Consider the following 17101-nt stretch of genomic DNA (forward strand, 5'->3'; position numbering starts at 1 on the left):
GAATGCACCACCGTGATCACGAACCAGCCGAATGATGTAGAGCGGCTGCGCCGCGAACGCGATGGGGCCCGGCGCGACTATGAGCGGATCGCAGAGGCTGCTGCTAACCTTCTGGGGCGCATGCATGCCATGGTCGCCAGCGGTGAACTGAAAACCTTGCCCGAGATGGAGGCGATGGAGATCGCGCTGGCCGCATCCCACGAGGACAGCCCGTAGCCGCCGCGCCTTGCGATGGACCTGGGGCGAGACGCGCCGCTCCCGCATGAAGCCACCTCCGCGGTGCTGCAACGCCTGAGGAGCGAGGCTCTGGCCGACGGCGTGACGCTGGGCTGGCTTCTGGAGAGCCTGAAGGAGCGTTCCTTCGGGATCGTCCTACTGCTTCTCGGAACGGCCGGCCTGCTTCCTGGCGTGTCCGCGGTTGCCGGCCTTCTTCTGGCGATCCCAGCCTTCCAGATGGCCTTGGGCCGCCCAACCCCAAGCTTTCCTCGGCGCATCGCTGGCCGCCCGATAGCCACGGCCCGGTTCAACGCCCTGATCAGGCGGGCCATTCCGGTGCTCCGCTTCATCGAGCGCTTCGTCCGGCCCCGATGGCAGACGCCCTTCCGGCTCACGAAGCGCGCGGTGGGCCTCGCTGTCATGGTCCTCGGCGCCTGCCTCCTGGTACCCCTCCCGCTGAGCAACGTCCCGCCAGCGCTGCTCGTCGTACTGATGGCCATCGCCTATCTGGAGGAGGACGGGGTGCTCCTGCTCCTGGCCATGGTGGCATCCCTGGCGCTTGCCGCCGTCATGGCCGTGGCCGTCTGGGGCACCGTGGAAACGACACTGTGGATCGGGCGCTGAGCGGTCTCCCGCCACGCCCGTTTCCACAGCGGCCGTTCAGCGCCCCATCAGTCCGGCCGCCCGGAGCGCCCTGGCGATCACCGCGCCCGGCCCCCCCTCCGGTCCCATTCCCATGCCCGGAGCAGCTCCCCCAGGCGAAGCCGTGTCGGATGCCTGAGCCCTTGCCTTGTTCTGGTCGGAGGCCCTGGCGGCCGCCGGGGAGATGATCTCCACCTCCGGCTCGGCGGCACCCGCTGTCTCCAGCCCCCAGAAGGCCAGGATCCCATGGGTGGAGGAGACACCCACATCCAGCAGATAGGCGGCGGCCTCGCCGCACTGCCCCGCATCCCGTCCCGGATGCAGCGGAACGCCATGGCCCATGCCCGCGATGCGATGGCTCTCCACCCGCGCCACGCCATCCGCGCCCTTCCAGCGCCGATGCATATGGCCCGCGCGCCCCGATCCCTCGACAGGCATCACGCCGTCCAGCCCGTGCAGGTCCAGCCACTGCTTCACGGTTTCCTCGGCATTGGCGATCTGGACCGTGTGGTCGGCATCACCATGCCAGACCGCGACACGAGGCCAGGGGCCCCGATGCGCGCTCGCCGCCCGCACCGCATCCCCGCGAACCCGCGCCGGCAGGGAGTCAGGCCGGCCCATCACCCGCAGCGCATCAGCCACCCCATGCCCAGCTCCGTAGGGTAGGCCCGCCACGACCGCCCCGGCGGCGAAGACCTCGGGATAGGTTGCCAGCATCACCGAGGTCATGGCCCCGCCAGCCGAAAGCCCGCTGATAAAGACGCGGGCCGGATCCAGCCCGTGCTCTCGCACCATATGCGCGACCATCTGGCGGATTGAGAGCGCCTCGCCCGCATCGCGCGCGGTGTCGCCGGGCTCGAACCAGTTGAAGCAGAGATGCGCGTTGTTCGCCCGCTGTTGCTCCGGCATCAGCAGCGCGAAGCCGCTCCGATCCGCCATGTCGGACCAGCCGCATCCCCGGTCATATCCCGAGGCGGTCTGGGTGCATCCGTGCAGCGCCACGACCAGCGGCGCACCCTTCGGCAGGCCAGGCGGGACATGGGCCAGCATCCGCAGGTTTCCGGGGTTGGATCCGAAGCCCGTCACCTCCGCCAGCTGCCCGTCGCTTTGGGATTCGCGGCCGGCCTGCTGCGCCGCCTTGCGCCAGTGCCGCTGGGCCCGGAGGAGTGCCGAAAGATCAAGCTTGGGCTTCATGAATGCGTTCCTTGCCCGACGGCGTGTGCCGGGTTGCTATGCTGCACTGCAACATGGTGCCGCACGGAGCCTATTCAAAGGCGGAGCCTGCCTGGGCCGTCCGGCAACCGCTGGGTATCTGGGTTGCGCCGCTTGGCCGGGCCGGTCACTCCCCGGCCCGGGTGCGGTGCCGCCCAGTCCGGGCGCCTGACGCCCGCCTGCTGCGCGGGCAGGGCAGGGGCCCGCACTCAGCCCTTGTCCAAGAAGCCGCCAGGGAGCATCCCCCGCGCATGACCGGCAAAGAGGGCGGCGCCGCCCTGGAACCCCCGCCCGGCGAGAGCCCCATCGTGGTCCTCGTCCGGCCGCAAATGGCGCAGAACATCGGCACAGTGGCCCGCGCCATGGCGAATGGCGGCCTTTTCCACCTGCGCATCGTCGCCCCGCGCGATGGCTGGCCGCAGGAGGTCGCCTACCGCGCCGCCTCTGGCGCCGACCGCATCCTGGATGCCGCCACCATCCACGATACGGTCGATGACGCCTTGGCCGACTGCCAGCGCGTCTTCGCCACCTGCCCGCGCCCGCGGCACGTCATTATCCCTGTCCGCACGGCCCGGGCTGCCGCCGAGGACCTGCGCGAGATCAACTCCCGGGGCCTCCGCGCCGCCATCCTCTTCGGCCCCGAACGCGCCGGGCTGGATAACGAGGATATGGCGCGCGCCGACACGCTGGTCCGCTACCCGCTCAACCCCGCCCATATGAGCCTGAATCTCGCCCAGGCCGTGATGATCCTGTCCTATGAGTGGTGGATGGCCGAGGAGCCCACCCCACCCCGCGCCCTCATGACCAACGAAACCCGCGTCGCCACCAAGGGCGAGCTGGAGGGCTTCCTGGGCCGGCTGGTGAAGGAGCTCGACGCCTGCGGCTTCCTCGATAACCTGCCCAAGCGCCCGGGCATGGTCCGCAATCTCCGCCACCTCTTCCAACGCGGCGAGGTGACGGAGCAGGAACTCCGCACCCTGCATGGCGTGGTGACGGAACTCTCCCGCGGCCGCGTCGCGCGTGGCGGGCCGGCCGCAGTGGACCCGCAGATCGACGGCTAGAGCGGATCGCGGGGAACAGGCCCGCCCCGGGCATGGCAGCCTTCGGGGAACGGGGCCTGCGATGGATCCGGCGCATGATGGCGGGGCCCGCAGGGACATACGGAAATTGCATCGCCGACAGAATCTGGTGGCCACCCTGTTCGGCTGAAGTCCATTCTCCCGGCAGGCCCGTCCGAAGTCGCGCCCCGCGGCCGGAGAGCGTGCCGCAGGAGGTCCAGTCCGATGAATTTCCTTTCACGCCGACGCGCCCTGTTCGGCGCAGCCTGCGCCTGCATCGGCGGGCATGGCCTGCTTGCCACCGCCGTCGCCCAAACGCCCCAGGGCCAGACGCCCCAGAGATGGAGCCCGCCAGCCAGCGCCGACCGCTGCCCCTCCCGCTGGGGCGCCGCCGACCGGCGTGGCTCGATGAACCTCATGACGCCGGAACGGGCCAAGCGCGCCGCCAGCCTGATCCGCACCGGCGAGATCGTGGAATGCGGCCAGACGCTGAACCAGCGCATGCCCTTCTTCGGCACCCGCCGCTTCGACGTCCACCTGAAGCAGACCTTCATGAACCCGGAGGCCAATCGCCGCGGTTCCAACGAGGAGCTGGTGGTGGCCGAAATCGGCCAGGTCGGCACGCAGCTAGACGCCTTCCCGCACCAAACCATCGGCGATGAAGGCTATAACTGCGTCAACATCCCCCGGATCATGAGCCGGGGCGGCTTTACCGAGATGGGGGTCGACACCGTCGGCACGATCCTCACCCGCGGCATCCTGATCGATGTCGCCGCCCTCAAGGGCGTGCCCACGCTGCCCGACAGCTACGAAATCACCCCCGACGACCTCCAGGCCGCGCTCAGCCGCCAGAACACGCGGATCGAGGAAGGCGACGCGGTGATCATCCACACCGGCTGGGGCCTGCTCTGGGGAAGGGAGAATGCGCGCTACGTCGCGTCCTGCCCCGGCCTGGGCGTCGCGGCCGCCGAGTGGATACTGCGGCAGAATCCGATGCTGATGGGCTCCGACAACTGGCCGGTCGAGTGCGCGCCCTCCAAAACCATGCCCGATGCCAGCCTGCCCGTGCACCAGCTCGCGCTCGCGGTCCATGGCGTCCATCTGCTGGAGAACATGAAGCTCGACCTGCTGGCGCGGCGTGGCCAGCATGAATTCGCCTTCGCGGTGCAGCCGCTCAAGATCCAGGGCGGCACGGGCTCCACAGTGGCGCCCTCCGCCCTGTTCTGAGGCGCGGGGACAGCAGGCACGGGGCCAGGAATATCCTGGCCCCAACTGGCCGCTTGCCCGAGGGGCGGCCGCAACCGCGGATGGCATCAGCAACCCTCTCCCGCCCCGCCGACCGGTGCTCCTGCGCCAAACCTCCGGCCGGGCCCGAGAAAGGAGGAACTTTCCCCTACATACCTCGTTGCAGAGGCGCGACCGCGACCCGCGCCGGGTCGCGCCGATCTGCCGGGAGGAAGACATCCAGACATGTTTCTGCCGCTGCCTTTCCTCCTGCTTTGGCTCACCGGTCTGGTGTCGCTCGCCCTTCTTGGCGGCGGGGCCTATGTCGTCTGGGCCTGGTATGTCGGGGAGCTGGTTGCGACGGCATGGCTCGTGCTCGGCCTTGCGATGCTCCTCTACTCCGTCGCCGGCCGCTACCTCGTCCTCCTGTTCCGGCATGGGGCTGAGGATGAGCCGAAATCAGAGCGCACCGGCCAGCAGCTCCGCGTCAACGGCCCGCATGGCAGCGCCCTCCAGGTCGAGCTGTACGGCAGCCCCGGCCAGCCGACCCTGCTGATGACCCATGGCTGGGACCTCGACGCCACCGCCTGGTATTACGAGAAGAAGCACCTCGCGGACCGCTTCCGCCTGGTGCTCTGGGACCTGCCCGGCCTCGGCCTCTCCACCCAGCCCGCAGATGGAAAATACAGCCTTGAGCGCATGGCGCAGGACCTCCGCGCCGTGCTGGAGCGCACGGGGGAGGGGCGCCCCGTGGTGCTGGTCGGGCACAGTATCGGCGGCATGACGATTCTGACCTTCTGTCGCCTCTTTCCGGAGATGCTGGGCCGCGAGGTGGCGGGCATCGTGCTCGTCAACACCACCCACACCCAGCCGCTGAACACGGTCATGGCCGGCGCCCTGCTGCGTGCGCTCCAGAAGCCGGTCATCGAGCCACTGATGCATCTGACCATCTGGCTCTCGCCCCTGGTCTGGCTGATGAACTGGCAGAGCTATCTCAGCGGATCCTCGCACCGGACGACGAACTGGACCTCCTTCAGCGGCCGGGAAAGCCGCGGCCAGCTTGATTTCGCGACGCGCTTCACGGCCAAGATGTCCCCGGCAGTCATCGCCAAGGGTATGCTGGCCATGCTGCGCTGGGACGAGACGGCGACGCTGCCGCGCATCAACCTCCCGACGCTCATCATCACCAGCGATTCCGACAAGCTCACCCTTCCCGAAGCGAGCCGCACCATGGAAGCGGCCATCCCCGACGCGCGGCTCGTCCAGGTCGCGCCGGCCGGCCATCCCGGCTTCCTGGAGAGGAGCGAGCAATACGACGCCGCCATTGCGGAATTCGCCATGCAATGCCTCGGCGCCGCCGGCGGCCTTCAGCCGGAGCCGGCCCCGCAGAAGCGAACAGCCTGACCTGCATCGGCAGGCCGGGCCCACCTGCGGCCGGAAGGCGCCCCGGGCGAGCTGAACCTGCCCTGCGCCACCACGTGGCGGCCGTGCATGGCGCGCTGCACGGCCCGTTGGACGAGATCGCGGAGGACCTTCTCCGTGAGCACGTCGCCCATCCTGGCCCGTCGGACGCCGGGGGGGGCGGAGGTGACCGGCAACTGCTCGCCTTCATCCGCCGCTACTCCAGATCGTATAGGCCGGCCCATGACCCCGCACGCGCATCACGACGCCCTGCATCACGATCACGACTTCCTCGGCACCGCGCATGACGAAAATGCCCGCCGCACCCGCTGGGTCGTCGCCCTCACCGCTGTGATGATGGTCGGCGAAATCGCCGCCGGCTCCATCTTCGGCTCCATGGCGCTGCTCGCGGATGGCTTCCACATGGCCACCCATGCTGGCGCCCTGGCCATTGCCGCCGCGGCCTATGCCTATGCCCGCCGCCACGTCGCGGACCGCCGCTTCACCTTCGGCACGGGAAAGATCGGCGACCTCGCCGGCTTCGCCTCCGCCCTGGTCCTTGGCCTCGTCGCCCTCGGCATCGCAGTCGAATCCGTCGGCCGCCTCCTGGCCCCTACGGAGGTCGCCTTCGGCCAGGCCGCGCTCGTCGCCGTGCTCGGCCTCGTCGTGAACCTCGTCAGCGCGCTGCTGCTCTCAGGCGGCCACCACCACCATCACCACGGTCACGGTCACGGTCATCACGATCACCACGGGCATGACCATGCCCATCACGGCACGCGCTGGGACAACAATCTCCGCTCCGCCTATGTGCATGTCCTGGCCGATGCGCTGACCTCCATCCTCGCCATCGCCGCCCTGTTCGGCGGCCGCTACACCGGATGGGTCTGGCTCGATCCCGCTATGGGTATCCTCGGCGCCCTCGTCATCGCCCGCTGGTCCTGGAGCCTGATGCGCGACACGGCCGCCATCCTGCTCGACACCGCCGACCCCGCGCTGGAGGCCGAGTTGCGGCAGTATATGGAACGGCCCGGGGATGTCCGGATCACCGACCTGCATGTCTGGCGCATCGGCCCCGAGGCCCATGCCGCGATCATCAGCGTCACCGGCCCGGGCGCGTCCGAGCCCGACAAGCTCCGCGCGCGCCTGCAGCCCGTGCACGAACTGGCCCATCTCACCCTGGAGTGCCGGTGAGAGAGGGAAGGAAGATCGCCAGGGTAGATTTACGCTTCCGGACGGGGCCGCCCTCCGGCGATCTGCCCTAGATCCGCCCCTCGCGCTCCAGCCTCTTCACCAGCCGCTGCCCCAGCCCCTTGCCGATCCAGCCCGCCACCGGCGCCGCCGGAAGCACCAGCACCCAGCCCAGATGGACCTTCTGCGTCACCATGCCCAGCCCCACGGCGAGCATCAGCCCGCCCACCAGGGCTCCGATCACCCCGGCCGTCAGCCCGAGAACGAGGATATCCGCGCGCAATCCCATGCCGCGCCCGTTACGGGTCCCCGCGAGGTTTGACAAGACGCGCCACATCCCCTATCCGCCGCCCCTCTTCCCGGGAACGTGGACGTGCCCAGGGGCGAAAGCCCCATCCGAGGCGCGCGCCCGCTTCAGCCTTCTGGCCGAGGACTACCGGGACAACACCACGGGCAACAGCCGGAACGGCGCCAGCCCGGACAGATGACGAAAGGACCCGCCGCATGACGAAGCGCGCGGAAAGCAAGTACAAGATCAACCGCCGCCTTGGCGTGAACCTGTGGGGCCGTGCCAAGTCCCCGATCGCCAAGCGTGAATACGGCCCCGGCCAGCACGGCCAGCGCCGCAAGAACAAGCCCACCGACTTCGGCATCCAGCTGATGGCCAAGCAGAAGCTCAAGGGCTACTACGGCAATATCGGCGAGAAGCAGTTCCGCAAGTATTACGACGAGGCCGTGCGCCGGAAGGGCGACACCTCCGAGAACCTGATCGAGCTGCTGGAGCGCCGGCTGGATGCGGTCATCTACCGCATGAAGTTCGCGATCACCCCCTTCGCCGCGCGCCAGTTCGTCAATCACGGCCATGTCACCGTGAATGGCCGCCGCGTGAACATCCCCTCCTACCTCGTCAAGGATGGCGACATCATCGAGGTGAAGGAGAAGTCGAAGGGCCTGACCGCCGTGCTCGACGCCGCGCAGTCCGGTGAGCGCGACGTCCCCGAGTACATCCAGGTTGACCATCGCCAGATGAAGGGCAGCTTCGTGCGCGCCCCCAAGCTGTCGGATGTGCCCTATCCCGTGCAGATGGAACCGAACCTGGTCGTCGAGTTCTATTCGCGCTGATAAACCCAGCCTGATCCAAGGCGTTGCCCGGACGGCCGGAGGGGACCACCCTCCGGCCGTTCCTGTTTCCGGGAGACGCCGAACGTGCCGCAGGACCATCTCCGCCGCCTCCTCTGTCTGCTCCTGCCCTGGGCGCAGATCCTGGTGGCCTTTCTTCCATTCCTCGGTCTCGGCTCCTCCATGGCTGCCGTTTCCGCGGCTTCCCGCACCCCGGTCGTGCCCGCAGGCTATGCTTTTTCCATCTGGGCCCTGATCTTCGTGCTCAGCGTCGCCTACGGGATCTGGCAATTCCTTCCGGCCAACCGGGACAGCACCCTGGCCCGCCGCACGGGGTGGCCGCTGGCCGGCGCCTTCGCCGCCAACACCCTCTGGCAACTTGTCTCCCAGCTTTCCGGCCAGGTTGGCTTCGGCCTGCTGGTGATCATCCTCATCGGCACCGCCTGTGCCATCACGGCCCTCTTCCTCGCCCGCAGCGCGCGGGAGCCCGGCCTCGGCCCGCACTGGATCGTTGCCCCGCTCACCGGCCTGCTGGCGGGCTGGCTGACGGCGGCCAGCTTCGTGAACCTCTCCAGCGCCGCCCGCGCTGCCAACATCCTGCCGGAAAACGGCTTCGCCGCGACGCTCGCCGCCGTGGTGATCCTGCTCGCCGCCGGCGGCGCGGCCGCGGCCATCGCCTGGCTGCTCCGCCAGGATGCCCTCTGGTTCTCCGTCGCCGTCGCCTGGGCCTTCATCGGCGTGGTCGCGGCCAATCTCGGGGTGAACGGGGTGAACATCCCGGCCGCCCTCTCCGCCGCCGTGATGTTCGCCCTGATCGTCGCCGTCACCTGGCAGCGCCGGCGCGACCTGCCCATGCCCGCCTGAGCGCCGGGCGAATCTCCTCCCGCGCGCCAGGCCTGCCACTGCGCCAGAGAGGAGAGGCAGCGGCCCTGGGCCTCCGCGAAGCGACCTGATCTTGTGCAATCGGCGCCCGGATGCCTCTCCCTTGCGCGCCAGCCTGTTTCGCGGCCGCAATCCGGCCCGCACACCTCGTTGACGGTCCCCTGGGCCCTCCGCACGCTTGCCCCCACCAATCAGGGAAGGCAGACAACATGCTCAAGCGTGCAATCCTGGCTACCGTCGCGGTGGCGGCGGCCCTGTTCAGCGCGGGCACCCGCCCGGCCCAAGCCGGCGCCACCCTCGACGCCATCCGCGCCCGCGGGCAGCTCTATTGCGGCATCCACACCGGCGTTGCCGGCTTCGCCATCCCGGACTCCCGGGGCGTGTGGCAAGGCCTCGACGCCGATCTTTGCCGTGGCCTCGCCGTCGCGCTCTTCAACGACCCGAGCAAGGTGCGCTTCACCCCACTCAGCTCCTCCACGCGCTTCACTGCGCTCAGCTCCGGCGAGATCGATGTGCTCTTCCGCACCAGCACGGAGACGATGCTGCGCGACGTCACCCTCGGCCTACGCGCTATCACGCCCTATTTCTATGATGGCCACGGCTTCATGGTCCGTGCCAACGCCAACATCAACAAGGCGTCCGAGATGGGCGGCGCCACCATCTGCCTGATCCAGGGCACCACGAACGAGCAGGTGACGGCCGATTACTTCCGCAGCCAGAACCTGCAATTCACCCCCGTCCTCTTCCAGCGCAACGACCAGGCTTCCGACGCGCTCCAGGCCAATCGCTGCGATGCCTTCGGCACCGACGCCTCCCAGCTCGCCGCCGTCCGCTCCACCATGCCTAACCCGTCCGAATGGAAGATCCTGGACGAGCGCTTCTCCAAGGAGCCCTACGGCCCCTATGTCCGCCGCGGCGATGACGAGTGGTACGACGTGGTGCGCTGGTACGTGAACGCCGTGATCCAGGCGGAGGAGAGCGGCGTCACCCAGGCCAATGTGGACGAGGTGAAGCGCACCACCACCAATCCCGACACGCGCCGCCTGCTCGGCGTCACGCCGGAACTCGGCGCTTCGCTGAAGCTGGACCCGAGCTGGGTGGTGAATATCATCAAGGCCGTCGGCAATTACGGCGAGTTGTATGAGCGCCATATGGGGCCCAAGACCCAGGTCGGCCTCGCCCGCGGCCCGAACAATCTCTGGACCCATGGCGGGCTGCTCTACGCCCTGCCGATGCGCTGAGAGGAAAAGGCCGGGGGAGAAGGCATCCTCCCCCTGGCTTCTCTCATCTCTGTCTTCGGGCTGGGGGCACCTAAATCCTCAGCCCCATCCGCCGGACCATCGCGGATTCATCCTCCACCGTCCTGCGGACGAAGTTGGTGTACTCCTCCGGCCCCATATGCATCGGGGGCATGTCGAACTTATCCAGCACGGCCATATGGGCGGGATCGGCCACCGCCGCCTTGAAGGCCGTGTCCAACGTCCCCACCACGCCGGGATCCATCCCCTTCGGCCCGGCCACGCCATAGGGAGAGGTGGAGACGATATCGATCCCCAGCTCCTTCAGCGTCGGCACCTGCGGATAGCGCTTGGCCCGCTCCGGCCCCCAGGTTACCAGCAGACGCAGCCGCCCTTCCTCCACCAGTGGCCCCCAGCCGGAACTGTCGGCCGTGGCGTGGATTTGGCCGCCCAGCAGCGCCTGCATGTTCTCCGCCACGCCGCGGAAGGGCACATGCACCCAGCTGATCTCCTGCTTGCCGGCGATCTGCTCCATGGTGATGTGCAGGGATGTACCGACACCCGGCGTGCCGTAATTGAACTTGCCCGGATTTGCCTTGGCATCCGCCAGGAAAGACCTGAAATCGGGCCAGGGCGCATCCGCCCTCACCACCACGCCGAACAAATAGCCGGTCAGGTGGGAGACATAGGTGAAGTCGGTCAGCGGATCGAAAGGCGGGCGCTGGCTCATATAGGGCACGCGGAACACGCTGATCGGCATCTGCGCCAGCGTGTAGCCGTCCGGCCGTTCGTTCAGCAGCGCCTGTGCGCCGAGGATGCCTCCGGCGCCCGGCTTGTTCTCGACCACCACGGGCTGGCCAAGCCGTTTCCCGGCCTGCTCGCAGAAGGCCCGCATCTGCACATCCGTGGTGCCGCCCGGAGCCCAGGGTACCAGCATGCGGATGGCCTTGTCGGGGAAGGCCCGTTGGGCAAGAGCAGGCATGGCCAGCGCGGCAGCGCCCAGGCCGAGCGCATGGCGGCGGGTGACGAACATGGGATTTTTCCCGGACTGTTTCCTCCCCGTCAGTATCGGCAACATTTCCACAGAAGGAAAGGAATCAGCGCAGGGCTCGGATCAGGCAGGCAGGCGGGTGCTCCGGGCGTCAAGACGTCCCGCGGTGAAGGCGCCGCAGGTGAAAGGCTGCGGTGATGGCGGCCGAGAGCAGCGGCACCTGACGGCGATCACGCGCAGTCTTCCGCAAGATAGGCGGCGAAAGAGGGATGCGACGCCTGCAGGACATGATGATGCCAGGCACGGCACTCACGGGCCGCGAGCAGGACTTCAGCGGCACTGCTCGCGTGGTCAGGCAAGCGCCGCGGTGGCTCATTCCCCGGCAGCAGCAGACTGGCCCGCTGAAGCACCGCGCCCTCCCACCAAGACGCTGTCAGCACAAGGGAGCCACTGCCGCTCGCCATGTCCGGCGCAGAATCGAGCATGGCAAAGCCCGCAGCGGGCTCGGGCCGCGGCTCGGCAAGGACGGCACGAAATGCACGCATCGCAGCAGCGAGGTCCTCGCGGCAAAGGCCAGCGGCTCCGGCGGCCGGGGCGTAGAGCTTGAGCTGCCAGCCGCGTGCCTGGAAGAGCCCGAGGCGGACCAGGCCGCTGCGGCGATCGGAGAGACCGGCCGAAGCTGTTGCCGGCGTAGCCGGGCAGGATGGCCCAGGTGAGCCGAATGGCCGCCCGCGGCACAGGTCTTCGCGCGTCAGCCCAATGTCGCGCAGCAGGCGGTCGTCCATCGCCGCCAGACGCCGGTGGTCCTCGATCCAGCGCAGCGCCCGCGCAAAGGCGCCCTCTTGCGCCGGACCGACGCGGCGTCCGCAATGCGCAGATGCAGGATGTTCCATTGAAGCGAAGCCGGGGAGGGCTGGGGCCGAGGTGATCATGGGGCGATCCGCTACGCTGTTCCTGCGTAGTCTCCCGTGATCCAACGGAGTGATGTTTCGGGCCTGACCGAAGTATCTCGCTTTGCGCTGCACCGCCACGCTGCCGGGCGGTTCCGCGCTAGTGGCGGCTCTAATCCGCTCGCCTGAGCCGTGGCAGCACGGCCAGCGCCACCACCACCAGCTGCCCCGCCGCCAGCAACTGTGGAAGCAGCCAGCTTCCCGTTAGTGTCACCAGCACTGCGAAGATCCCCGGCGGGATCAAGTATCCTAGGAAGCACAGCGTCGTGGAGCCTGCGGTCGCCTCTGCGATCCGCCCAGGCGGCGAGAGCCGCGACACCTCCGCCTGATAGATCCCGTTCCAGCTTGCGACCAGTGACCCCGCCACCAGGCCCAGCAGCGCTGTCCAGCCGAAGCCCAGTGGCGGCAGCAGGACGAAGAGCGTCACGGCCGCCGCTCCGCCCAGGCCCTGGCCTACCAGGTTCATCGCCGCATGGCCGCTGCGGTCCGCCATCCAGCCCAGCACGATGCGCGCCAGCACCCCGCCCAGCTGCATGGCCGCGAAGACAACGCCCGCCTGCACGAGGCTCATCCCCCGTGTCTCGGTCAGCCAGGTCACCGCAAAGGCGAAGAAGCAGCCCTGCACGGTTGCAAGGGAGCAGGCGAGCAGGGTCAGGGGTGGAAGCAGCGGATGCAGGCGGAGCGCCGCGAACGGGCCGATGATGTTGCCCCGTCCCAGCAGGGCCCGCAGTCCGATATCCCGCCCGGGCTCCCGCTCCACGTCCAGCGAGGCGCGGCTGGGCTGGATCAATGCTGCGCAGGCGAGCGCGATGCCGATGGCCAGGGCCAGCGCGGCGGGCCAGCCAAAGGCGGTGGCGGCGGGCGCGATCAGCAGGCCCGCCAGCACGCCGCCCAGCGGTGCCCCGGCCTGCTTGACGGAGAAGATGAGGGAGCGGTGGCGCGGTGGGGCGGTGGCGGCCAGGATGCGGCTGCCGGCCGGCGGGGTGGGGCCGTAGCCGACACCGATCAGGAAAGCCGCCGTGCCCAGTGCGACCATGCCACCGAGCGCGGCCACGGCCATGCCGGCAGCCGCGACCAGGGCGCCGCCCTGGAGGGTCCGCACAGGGCCGAGCCGGGCCAGGATCGGCCCGCCCATGATGAGGAATACCAGCGATCCGAGCATGCCGAGCGCCGCCAGGTGGCCGGCCGCCTCGGGCGGCAGGCCGGCGCTGCCGGTGAGCAGCGGGGCGAGCACGGGCACGCACTGGTTCAGGAAGGCCGCCACCGTCTGCATCAGCAGGGTGACGGACAGCGCGAGCTTCCAGGAGGCGTCCGCGAGGCTCCCAGGCGGCGGGCCGCCGCCCGGGATGTCCTTCGGACTCAAGGCTGGACCGGGATCAGGCCGCCTGGGTGTGCGGCACGCCCTTTTCGGAGAGCAGCGTGGCCAGTTCGCCGGACTGGAACATCTCGGTCACGATGTCGCAGCCGCCGACGAACTCGCCCTTCACATAGAGCTGGGGGATCGTCGGCCAGTTGGAGAAGGCCTTGATCCCCTCGCGGATCTCCATGTTCTCCAGCACGTTCACGCCCCGGAAAGGGACGCCCATGTGGGAGAGGATCTGCACCACGCGGGCGGAGAAGCCGCATTGGGGGAAGACCGGCGTGCCCTTCATGAAGAGGGTGACGGGGCTGGCGTCGATCTCGGACTGGATCTGCTGGAAGACGGGATTGTCGGACATGGCGGGGATTCCTGTCACTCGGGTGCCGAGGTCTGCAGGGCAAGGGCGTGCAACTCGCCGCCCATGCGCCCCTGCAGGGCCGCATAGACGAGTTGGTGCTGGCGGACGCGGGGAAGCCCCTTGAACGCCGAGGAGATGACGGTGGCGGCGTAGTGATCGCCGTCCCCGGCCAAATCCTCGATCGTGACCTGGGCGTCGGGAAGGGCGGCGCGGATCAGGGCTTCGATCTCGGCGGCGGGCATCGCCATCGTGGGTCTCCTCAGCGCTCGGCCATGAGGGCGGGAAGGGTGCCCTCATGCGCGGTGCGCAGCTCGTCCAAGGATATGGCGGGATGGCCGGGCAGCGCCAAGGCCTTGGTCGTGCCGGCGAGCTGGGCAATGCGCATGGCGGGGATGCCGGCCTGCTTCGCGGCTGCCAGGAGGGCCGGGGCGTCGGGGGTGGCGCAGACATAACGGGCCTGATCCTCGCCGTACCAGAAGGCGTGGGCGGGGATGCCGGGGGGCGGGGCCTCGATGTTCATGCCGCAATTCGCGGCCAGCGCCATTTCGGCCAGGGCGACGAGGAGGCCGCCATCGGCGCAGTCATGGCAGGCAGTGATGGCGCCGGAGAGGATCTTCTCCCGCACGAAGTCGCCGTTGCGGCGCTCTGCGGCAAGGTCCACGGGCGGGGGGGCGCCTTCCTCGCGGCCGGCGATTTCCCGGAGCCAGAGGGACTGGCCGAGATGGCCCTTCGTCTCGCCGACCAGGACGAGTTCGCGGCCGGACATGGGGGCGATGCCGACGGCCTTGCTGGCATCCTCGATCACACCGACGCCGCCGATGGCGGGGGTGGGGAGGATGGAGACGGGGTTGGCCACGTTGCCGCGCGTCTCGTTGTAGAGGGAGACGTTGCCGGAGACGACGGGGTAGTCCAACGCCTCGCAGGCCGCCTTCATGCCGCGGATGCAGGCGGCGAACTGGCCCATGATCTCCGGGCGCTCGGGGTTGCCGAAATTCATGTTGTCGGTGATCGCCAGGGGCTTCGCGCCGGTGGCGGTGATGTTGCGCCAGGTCTCGGCCACGGCCTGGGCGCCGCCGACCTCTGGATCCGCCGCGCAGTAGCGGGGGGTGACGTCGGTGGTCATGGCCAGGGCGCGGGGGCTGTCTTCCAGCCTCACGATGGCCGCATCCGCCGCGCCGGGGCGGCGGACGGTCTGGCCGCCGACGGTGCTGTCATACTGGTCCCAGATCCAGCGGCGGGAGCAGAGATCGGGGGAGGCGACCAGCTTCAGCAGGGCGGGGCCGATGCCGGTCGTGTCGGGGATGCTGGCGGCATCCAGCACCGGTTGCTTCGGGGTTTCCGCCGTGGGGCGGCGGTAGAGCGGGGCCTCGGATTCCAGCGGGGCGAGAGGGATGTCGGCTTCCAGCACGCCCTTGTGGCGGAGGGTGATGCGGCCGGTATCGGTGAGGTGGCCGATGACGGCGAAGTCCAGCTCCCACTTCTCGAAGATGGCTTGCGCGACGTGTTCCTGGCCGGGCTTGAGGACCATGAGCATGCGCTCCTGGCTCTCGGAGAGCATCATCTCATAGGCGGTCATGCCCTCCTCGCGCTGGGGCACGGCATCCATGTTCAGCTCGATGCCGACACCGCCCTTGCCGGCCATTTCGACCGAGGAGGAGGTGAGGCCGGCGGCGCCCATGTCCTGGATGGCGACGATGGCGTCGGTTTCCATCAGCTCCAGGCAGGCCTCGATGAGGAGCTTTTCGGCGAAGGGATCGCCGATCTGGACGGTGGGGCGCTTTTCCTCCGCATCCTCGGAGAATTCAGCGCTGGCCATGGTGGCGCCGTGGATGCCGTCACGCCCGGTCTTGGAGCCGACATAGACGACGGGGTTGCCGACGCCCGCCGCCGCGCTGAGGAAGATCCGGTCCTTGCGGGCGATGCCGACTGTCATCGCATTGACCAGGGGGTTGCCATTGTAGGCCGGGTGGAAGTTCACCTCTCCGCCCACGGTGGGGACGCCGACGCAGTTGCCGTAGCCGCCGATGCCGCGGACCACGCCATCCAGGATCTGCCTGGTGCGGGGGTGGTTCACATCGCCGAAGCGGAGGGCATTGAGGTTGGCGATGGGGCGGGCGCCCATGGTGAAGACATCGCGCAGGATGCCGCCGACGCCGGTGGCCGCGCCCTGGTAGGGCTCGATGAAGCTCGGGTGGTTGTGGCTTTCCATCTTGAAGATGGCGGCCAGGCCATCGCCGATATCGATCACGCCGGCATTCTCGCCGGGGCCATGAATGACCCAGGGGGCCTTGGTGGGAAGTTCCTTCAGCCAGACGCGGCTGGACTTATAGGAGCAGTGTTCCGACCACATCACCGAGAAGATGCCGAGCTCGGTGAGGGAGGGGTTCCGGCCGAGGATAGTGAGGACTCGGTCGAACTCATCGCCCTTCAGGCCGAATTCCTTGGCGAGTTGGCGAGCCTTGGGCTCGTCCAGCAGGGCAGCGGGGGTTTCGAAGGGCGGGTTCGGCATGGGCGGTTTTTGAGCAGGGGGACGCAGCTTGTCGAGGGGCCTTTCTGGGGTGGGGGTGGGCGGCTGTTGCATGGGTGCGGTCACGGCCAGGCCTGGCGGACGGAGCGGGGAATGCGGGCGCGGCCCTCAGCGGCCCTGAAAAGGTGCTTCAGGGCGCGAAGATAATCGGTTCTTTCACGTTGCCCGGCCGGGGTTGCCGGGATTTTCAGAGGGATAGGAAGGCGCGAGAGGCGTTCGGACAAATCGGGATCGGGGAGGAGCCAGGGCGGGCCGTTCAGGGCGGAGCGGAGGCCGATCCGGCGGATGAGGACGAGGAAGCCGATTCCCAGAATGCGGTGAGCGCGGCGGCAGGCACGGACGATCAGGTGTTCGATCTGGCGGAGGGGGTGGTCGGGCTCGCAATCGGCCAGGCCGATAAGAAGACGTTCCCAGAGTCCGGCGTGGGTAAGGCGGCGGTAATGGCGGGCGATGGTGTCAGGCTTGCCGTAGGCGGGCGGGGTTTCGCGCCAGGGGGCGTGGGCGGAAGTGGTGCGGAAGATGGCGTCCATACGGGCGCGGAGATCAGCGATGTGGCGGCCTTGCGGGGCGCGAGAGAGGAGATAGGGAAGGAGGGCGTGGAACTGGAGATCGGTGAGGGGGGACCAGGGGCGGGGCGGGGTTAAGCGCGGCGCGCGGGGGAGGAACATGAGGCAATTTAGAAATAAATTCCTTTATAAGTCAAGAATCTTATGACTATCTCTCCTTTGCCTGCTT

The 17101-nt window shown here is 68.7% G+C and carries 18 protein-coding genes; 9 read left to right on the top strand and 9 right to left on the bottom strand.

What is annotated here, in order from left to right; all coding sequences use genetic code 11:
- The first annotated feature begins 12 nt into the window (after nt 1-12).
- Together ACO1BU_RS03575 and ACO1BU_RS03580 are read left to right on the top strand one after the other, a co-directional pair.
- Complete coding sequence (locus tag ACO1BU_RS03575; RefSeq protein WP_424134519.1) at nt 13-216, top strand: hypothetical protein; 204 nt, start codon at nt 13-15, stop codon at nt 214-216.
- 15 nt (nt 217-231) lie between these two features.
- On the top strand, nt 232-840 hold the full coding sequence (locus ACO1BU_RS03580) for an exopolysaccharide biosynthesis protein (RefSeq protein ID WP_424134520.1): 609 nt from the start codon (nt 232-234) through the stop codon (nt 838-840).
- Nucleotides 841-876: 36 nt separating this feature from the next.
- On the opposite strand, the gene ACO1BU_RS03585 is transcribed toward ACO1BU_RS03580, so the two are convergent.
- Nucleotides 877-2052: an extracellular catalytic domain type 1 short-chain-length polyhydroxyalkanoate depolymerase gene (locus tag ACO1BU_RS03585; protein WP_424134521.1), complete on the bottom strand. Its 1176-nt coding sequence runs from the start codon at nt 2050-2052 to the stop codon at nt 877-879.
- A 269-nt stretch (nt 2053-2321) separates the two neighbouring features.
- On the opposite strand from ACO1BU_RS03585, the gene ACO1BU_RS03590 reads away from it, so the two are divergent.
- From ACO1BU_RS03590 to dmeF, 4 genes are all read left to right on the top strand, one after another.
- Nucleotides 2322-3131, top strand: a complete 810-nt coding sequence (locus ACO1BU_RS03590) for an RNA methyltransferase (RefSeq protein ID WP_424134522.1) — start codon at nt 2322-2324, stop codon at nt 3129-3131.
- A gap of 222 nt (nt 3132-3353) precedes the next feature.
- Nucleotides 3354-4355 (top strand): cyclase family protein, encoded by a 1002-nt coding sequence (locus ACO1BU_RS03595; protein WP_424134523.1) that lies wholly within the window; start codon nt 3354-3356, stop codon nt 4353-4355.
- Between the two features lie 243 nt (nt 4356-4598).
- Entirely contained in the window at nt 4599-5756 is a 1158-nt protein-coding gene (locus ACO1BU_RS03600; protein ID WP_424134524.1) for an alpha/beta fold hydrolase, read from the top strand.
- A 240-nt stretch (nt 5757-5996) separates the two neighbouring features.
- Nucleotides 5997-6944 carry a CDF family Co(II)/Ni(II) efflux transporter DmeF gene (gene dmeF, locus ACO1BU_RS03605; protein ID WP_424134525.1) on the top strand — a complete coding sequence of 316 codons (948 nt, stop codon included), beginning with the start codon at nt 5997-5999 and terminating at the stop codon, nt 6942-6944.
- Between the two features lie 67 nt (nt 6945-7011).
- Here dmeF and ACO1BU_RS03610 read toward each other — a convergent pair whose 3' ends face one another.
- Nucleotides 7012-7266 carry a hypothetical protein gene (locus tag ACO1BU_RS03610; RefSeq protein ID WP_424134526.1) on the bottom strand — a complete coding sequence of 85 codons (255 nt, stop codon included), beginning with the start codon at nt 7264-7266 and terminating at the stop codon, nt 7012-7014.
- A 179-nt stretch (nt 7267-7445) separates the two neighbouring features.
- Between ACO1BU_RS03610 and rpsD the strand changes: the two genes are divergently transcribed.
- From rpsD to ACO1BU_RS03625, 3 genes are all read left to right on the top strand, one after another.
- Complete coding sequence (rpsD, locus tag ACO1BU_RS03615; protein WP_424134527.1) at nt 7446-8063, top strand: 30S ribosomal protein S4; 618 nt, start codon at nt 7446-7448, stop codon at nt 8061-8063.
- A gap of 84 nt (nt 8064-8147) precedes the next feature.
- Complete coding sequence (locus ACO1BU_RS03620; RefSeq protein ID WP_424134528.1) at nt 8148-8924, top strand: hypothetical protein; 777 nt, start codon at nt 8148-8150, stop codon at nt 8922-8924.
- Nucleotides 8925-9151: 227 nt separating this feature from the next.
- Nucleotides 9152-10183 carry an amino acid ABC transporter substrate-binding protein gene (locus tag ACO1BU_RS03625; protein WP_424134529.1) on the top strand — a complete coding sequence of 344 codons (1032 nt, stop codon included), beginning with the start codon at nt 9152-9154 and terminating at the stop codon, nt 10181-10183.
- 70 nt (nt 10184-10253) lie between these two features.
- Here ACO1BU_RS03625 and ACO1BU_RS03630 read toward each other — a convergent pair whose 3' ends face one another.
- The 7 genes from ACO1BU_RS03630 to ACO1BU_RS03660 all read right to left on the bottom strand — a co-directional run bounded on the left by ACO1BU_RS03630 (nt 10254) and on the right by ACO1BU_RS03660 (nt 17034).
- The gene (locus tag ACO1BU_RS03630) at nt 10254-11213 is read right to left on the bottom strand and encodes a tripartite tricarboxylate transporter substrate binding protein (RefSeq protein ID WP_424134530.1); all 960 of its coding nucleotides are present in this window, start codon (nt 11211-11213) and stop codon (nt 10254-10256) included.
- A gap of 188 nt (nt 11214-11401) precedes the next feature.
- Entirely contained in the window at nt 11402-12064 is a 663-nt protein-coding gene (locus tag ACO1BU_RS03635; RefSeq protein WP_424134531.1) for a DUF1127 domain-containing protein, read from the bottom strand.
- Between the two features lie 169 nt (nt 12065-12233).
- Entirely contained in the window at nt 12234-13484 is a 1251-nt protein-coding gene (locus tag ACO1BU_RS03640; protein WP_424134532.1) for an MFS transporter, read from the bottom strand.
- Nucleotides 13485-13497: 13 nt separating this feature from the next.
- Nucleotides 13498-13839 (bottom strand): Grx4 family monothiol glutaredoxin, encoded by a 342-nt coding sequence (gene grxD / locus ACO1BU_RS03645; protein WP_424134533.1) that lies wholly within the window; start codon nt 13837-13839, stop codon nt 13498-13500.
- Between the two features lie 14 nt (nt 13840-13853).
- Nucleotides 13854-14087, bottom strand: coding sequence for a BolA family protein (locus ACO1BU_RS03650; protein ID WP_424134534.1), 234 nt, complete (start codon nt 14085-14087; stop codon nt 13854-13856).
- 11 nt (nt 14088-14098) lie between these two features.
- Nucleotides 14099-16348 (bottom strand): phosphoribosylformylglycinamidine synthase subunit PurL, encoded by a 2250-nt coding sequence (gene purL / locus ACO1BU_RS03655; protein ID WP_424134535.1) that lies wholly within the window; start codon nt 16346-16348, stop codon nt 14099-14101.
- A gap of 80 nt (nt 16349-16428) precedes the next feature.
- Nucleotides 16429-17034: a transposase gene (locus tag ACO1BU_RS03660; protein WP_424134536.1), complete on the bottom strand. Its 606-nt coding sequence runs from the start codon at nt 17032-17034 to the stop codon at nt 16429-16431.
- Nucleotides 17035-17101 lie beyond the last annotated feature (67 nt).

Source organism: Roseomonas chloroacetimidivorans (genome assembly GCF_049629625.1).
Classification (GTDB): domain Bacteria; phylum Pseudomonadota; class Alphaproteobacteria; order Acetobacterales; family Acetobacteraceae; genus Roseomonas; species Roseomonas chloroacetimidivorans.

What these genes read in the sequence shown, in the direction of transcription:
- rpsD (WP_424134527.1), top strand. Translation starts at nt 7,446, where the DNA reads ATGACGAAGCGCGCGGAAAGCAAGTACAAGATCAACCGCCGCCTTGGC.
- purL (WP_424134535.1), bottom strand. Translation starts at nt 16,348, where the DNA reads ATGCCGAACCCGCCCTTCGAAACCCCCGCTGCCCTGCTGGACGAGCCC.
- ACO1BU_RS03635 (WP_424134531.1), bottom strand. Translation starts at nt 12,064, where the DNA reads ATGGAACATCCTGCATCTGCGCATTGCGGACGCCGCGTCGGTCCGGCG.
- ACO1BU_RS03585 (WP_424134521.1), bottom strand. Translation starts at nt 2,052, where the DNA reads ATGAAGCCCAAGCTTGATCTTTCGGCACTCCTCCGGGCCCAGCGGCAC.
- ACO1BU_RS03580 (WP_424134520.1), top strand. Translation starts at nt 232, where the DNA reads ATGGACCTGGGGCGAGACGCGCCGCTCCCGCATGAAGCCACCTCCGCG.
- dmeF (WP_424134525.1), top strand. Translation starts at nt 5,997, where the DNA reads ATGACCCCGCACGCGCATCACGACGCCCTGCATCACGATCACGACTTC.
- ACO1BU_RS03590 (WP_424134522.1), top strand. Translation starts at nt 2,322, where the DNA reads ATGACCGGCAAAGAGGGCGGCGCCGCCCTGGAACCCCCGCCCGGCGAG.
- grxD (WP_424134533.1), bottom strand. Translation starts at nt 13,839, where the DNA reads ATGTCCGACAATCCCGTCTTCCAGCAGATCCAGTCCGAGATCGACGCC.
- ACO1BU_RS03650 (WP_424134534.1), bottom strand. Translation starts at nt 14,087, where the DNA reads ATGGCGATGCCCGCCGCCGAGATCGAAGCCCTGATCCGCGCCGCCCTT.
- ACO1BU_RS03630 (WP_424134530.1), bottom strand. Translation starts at nt 11,213, where the DNA reads ATGTTCGTCACCCGCCGCCATGCGCTCGGCCTGGGCGCTGCCGCGCTG.
- ACO1BU_RS03660 (WP_424134536.1), bottom strand. Translation starts at nt 17,034, where the DNA reads ATGTTCCTCCCCCGCGCGCCGCGCTTAACCCCGCCCCGCCCCTGGTCC.
- ACO1BU_RS03625 (WP_424134529.1), top strand. Translation starts at nt 9,152, where the DNA reads ATGCTCAAGCGTGCAATCCTGGCTACCGTCGCGGTGGCGGCGGCCCTG.
- ACO1BU_RS03595 (WP_424134523.1), top strand. Translation starts at nt 3,354, where the DNA reads ATGAATTTCCTTTCACGCCGACGCGCCCTGTTCGGCGCAGCCTGCGCC.
- ACO1BU_RS03600 (WP_424134524.1), top strand. Translation starts at nt 4,599, where the DNA reads ATGTTTCTGCCGCTGCCTTTCCTCCTGCTTTGGCTCACCGGTCTGGTG.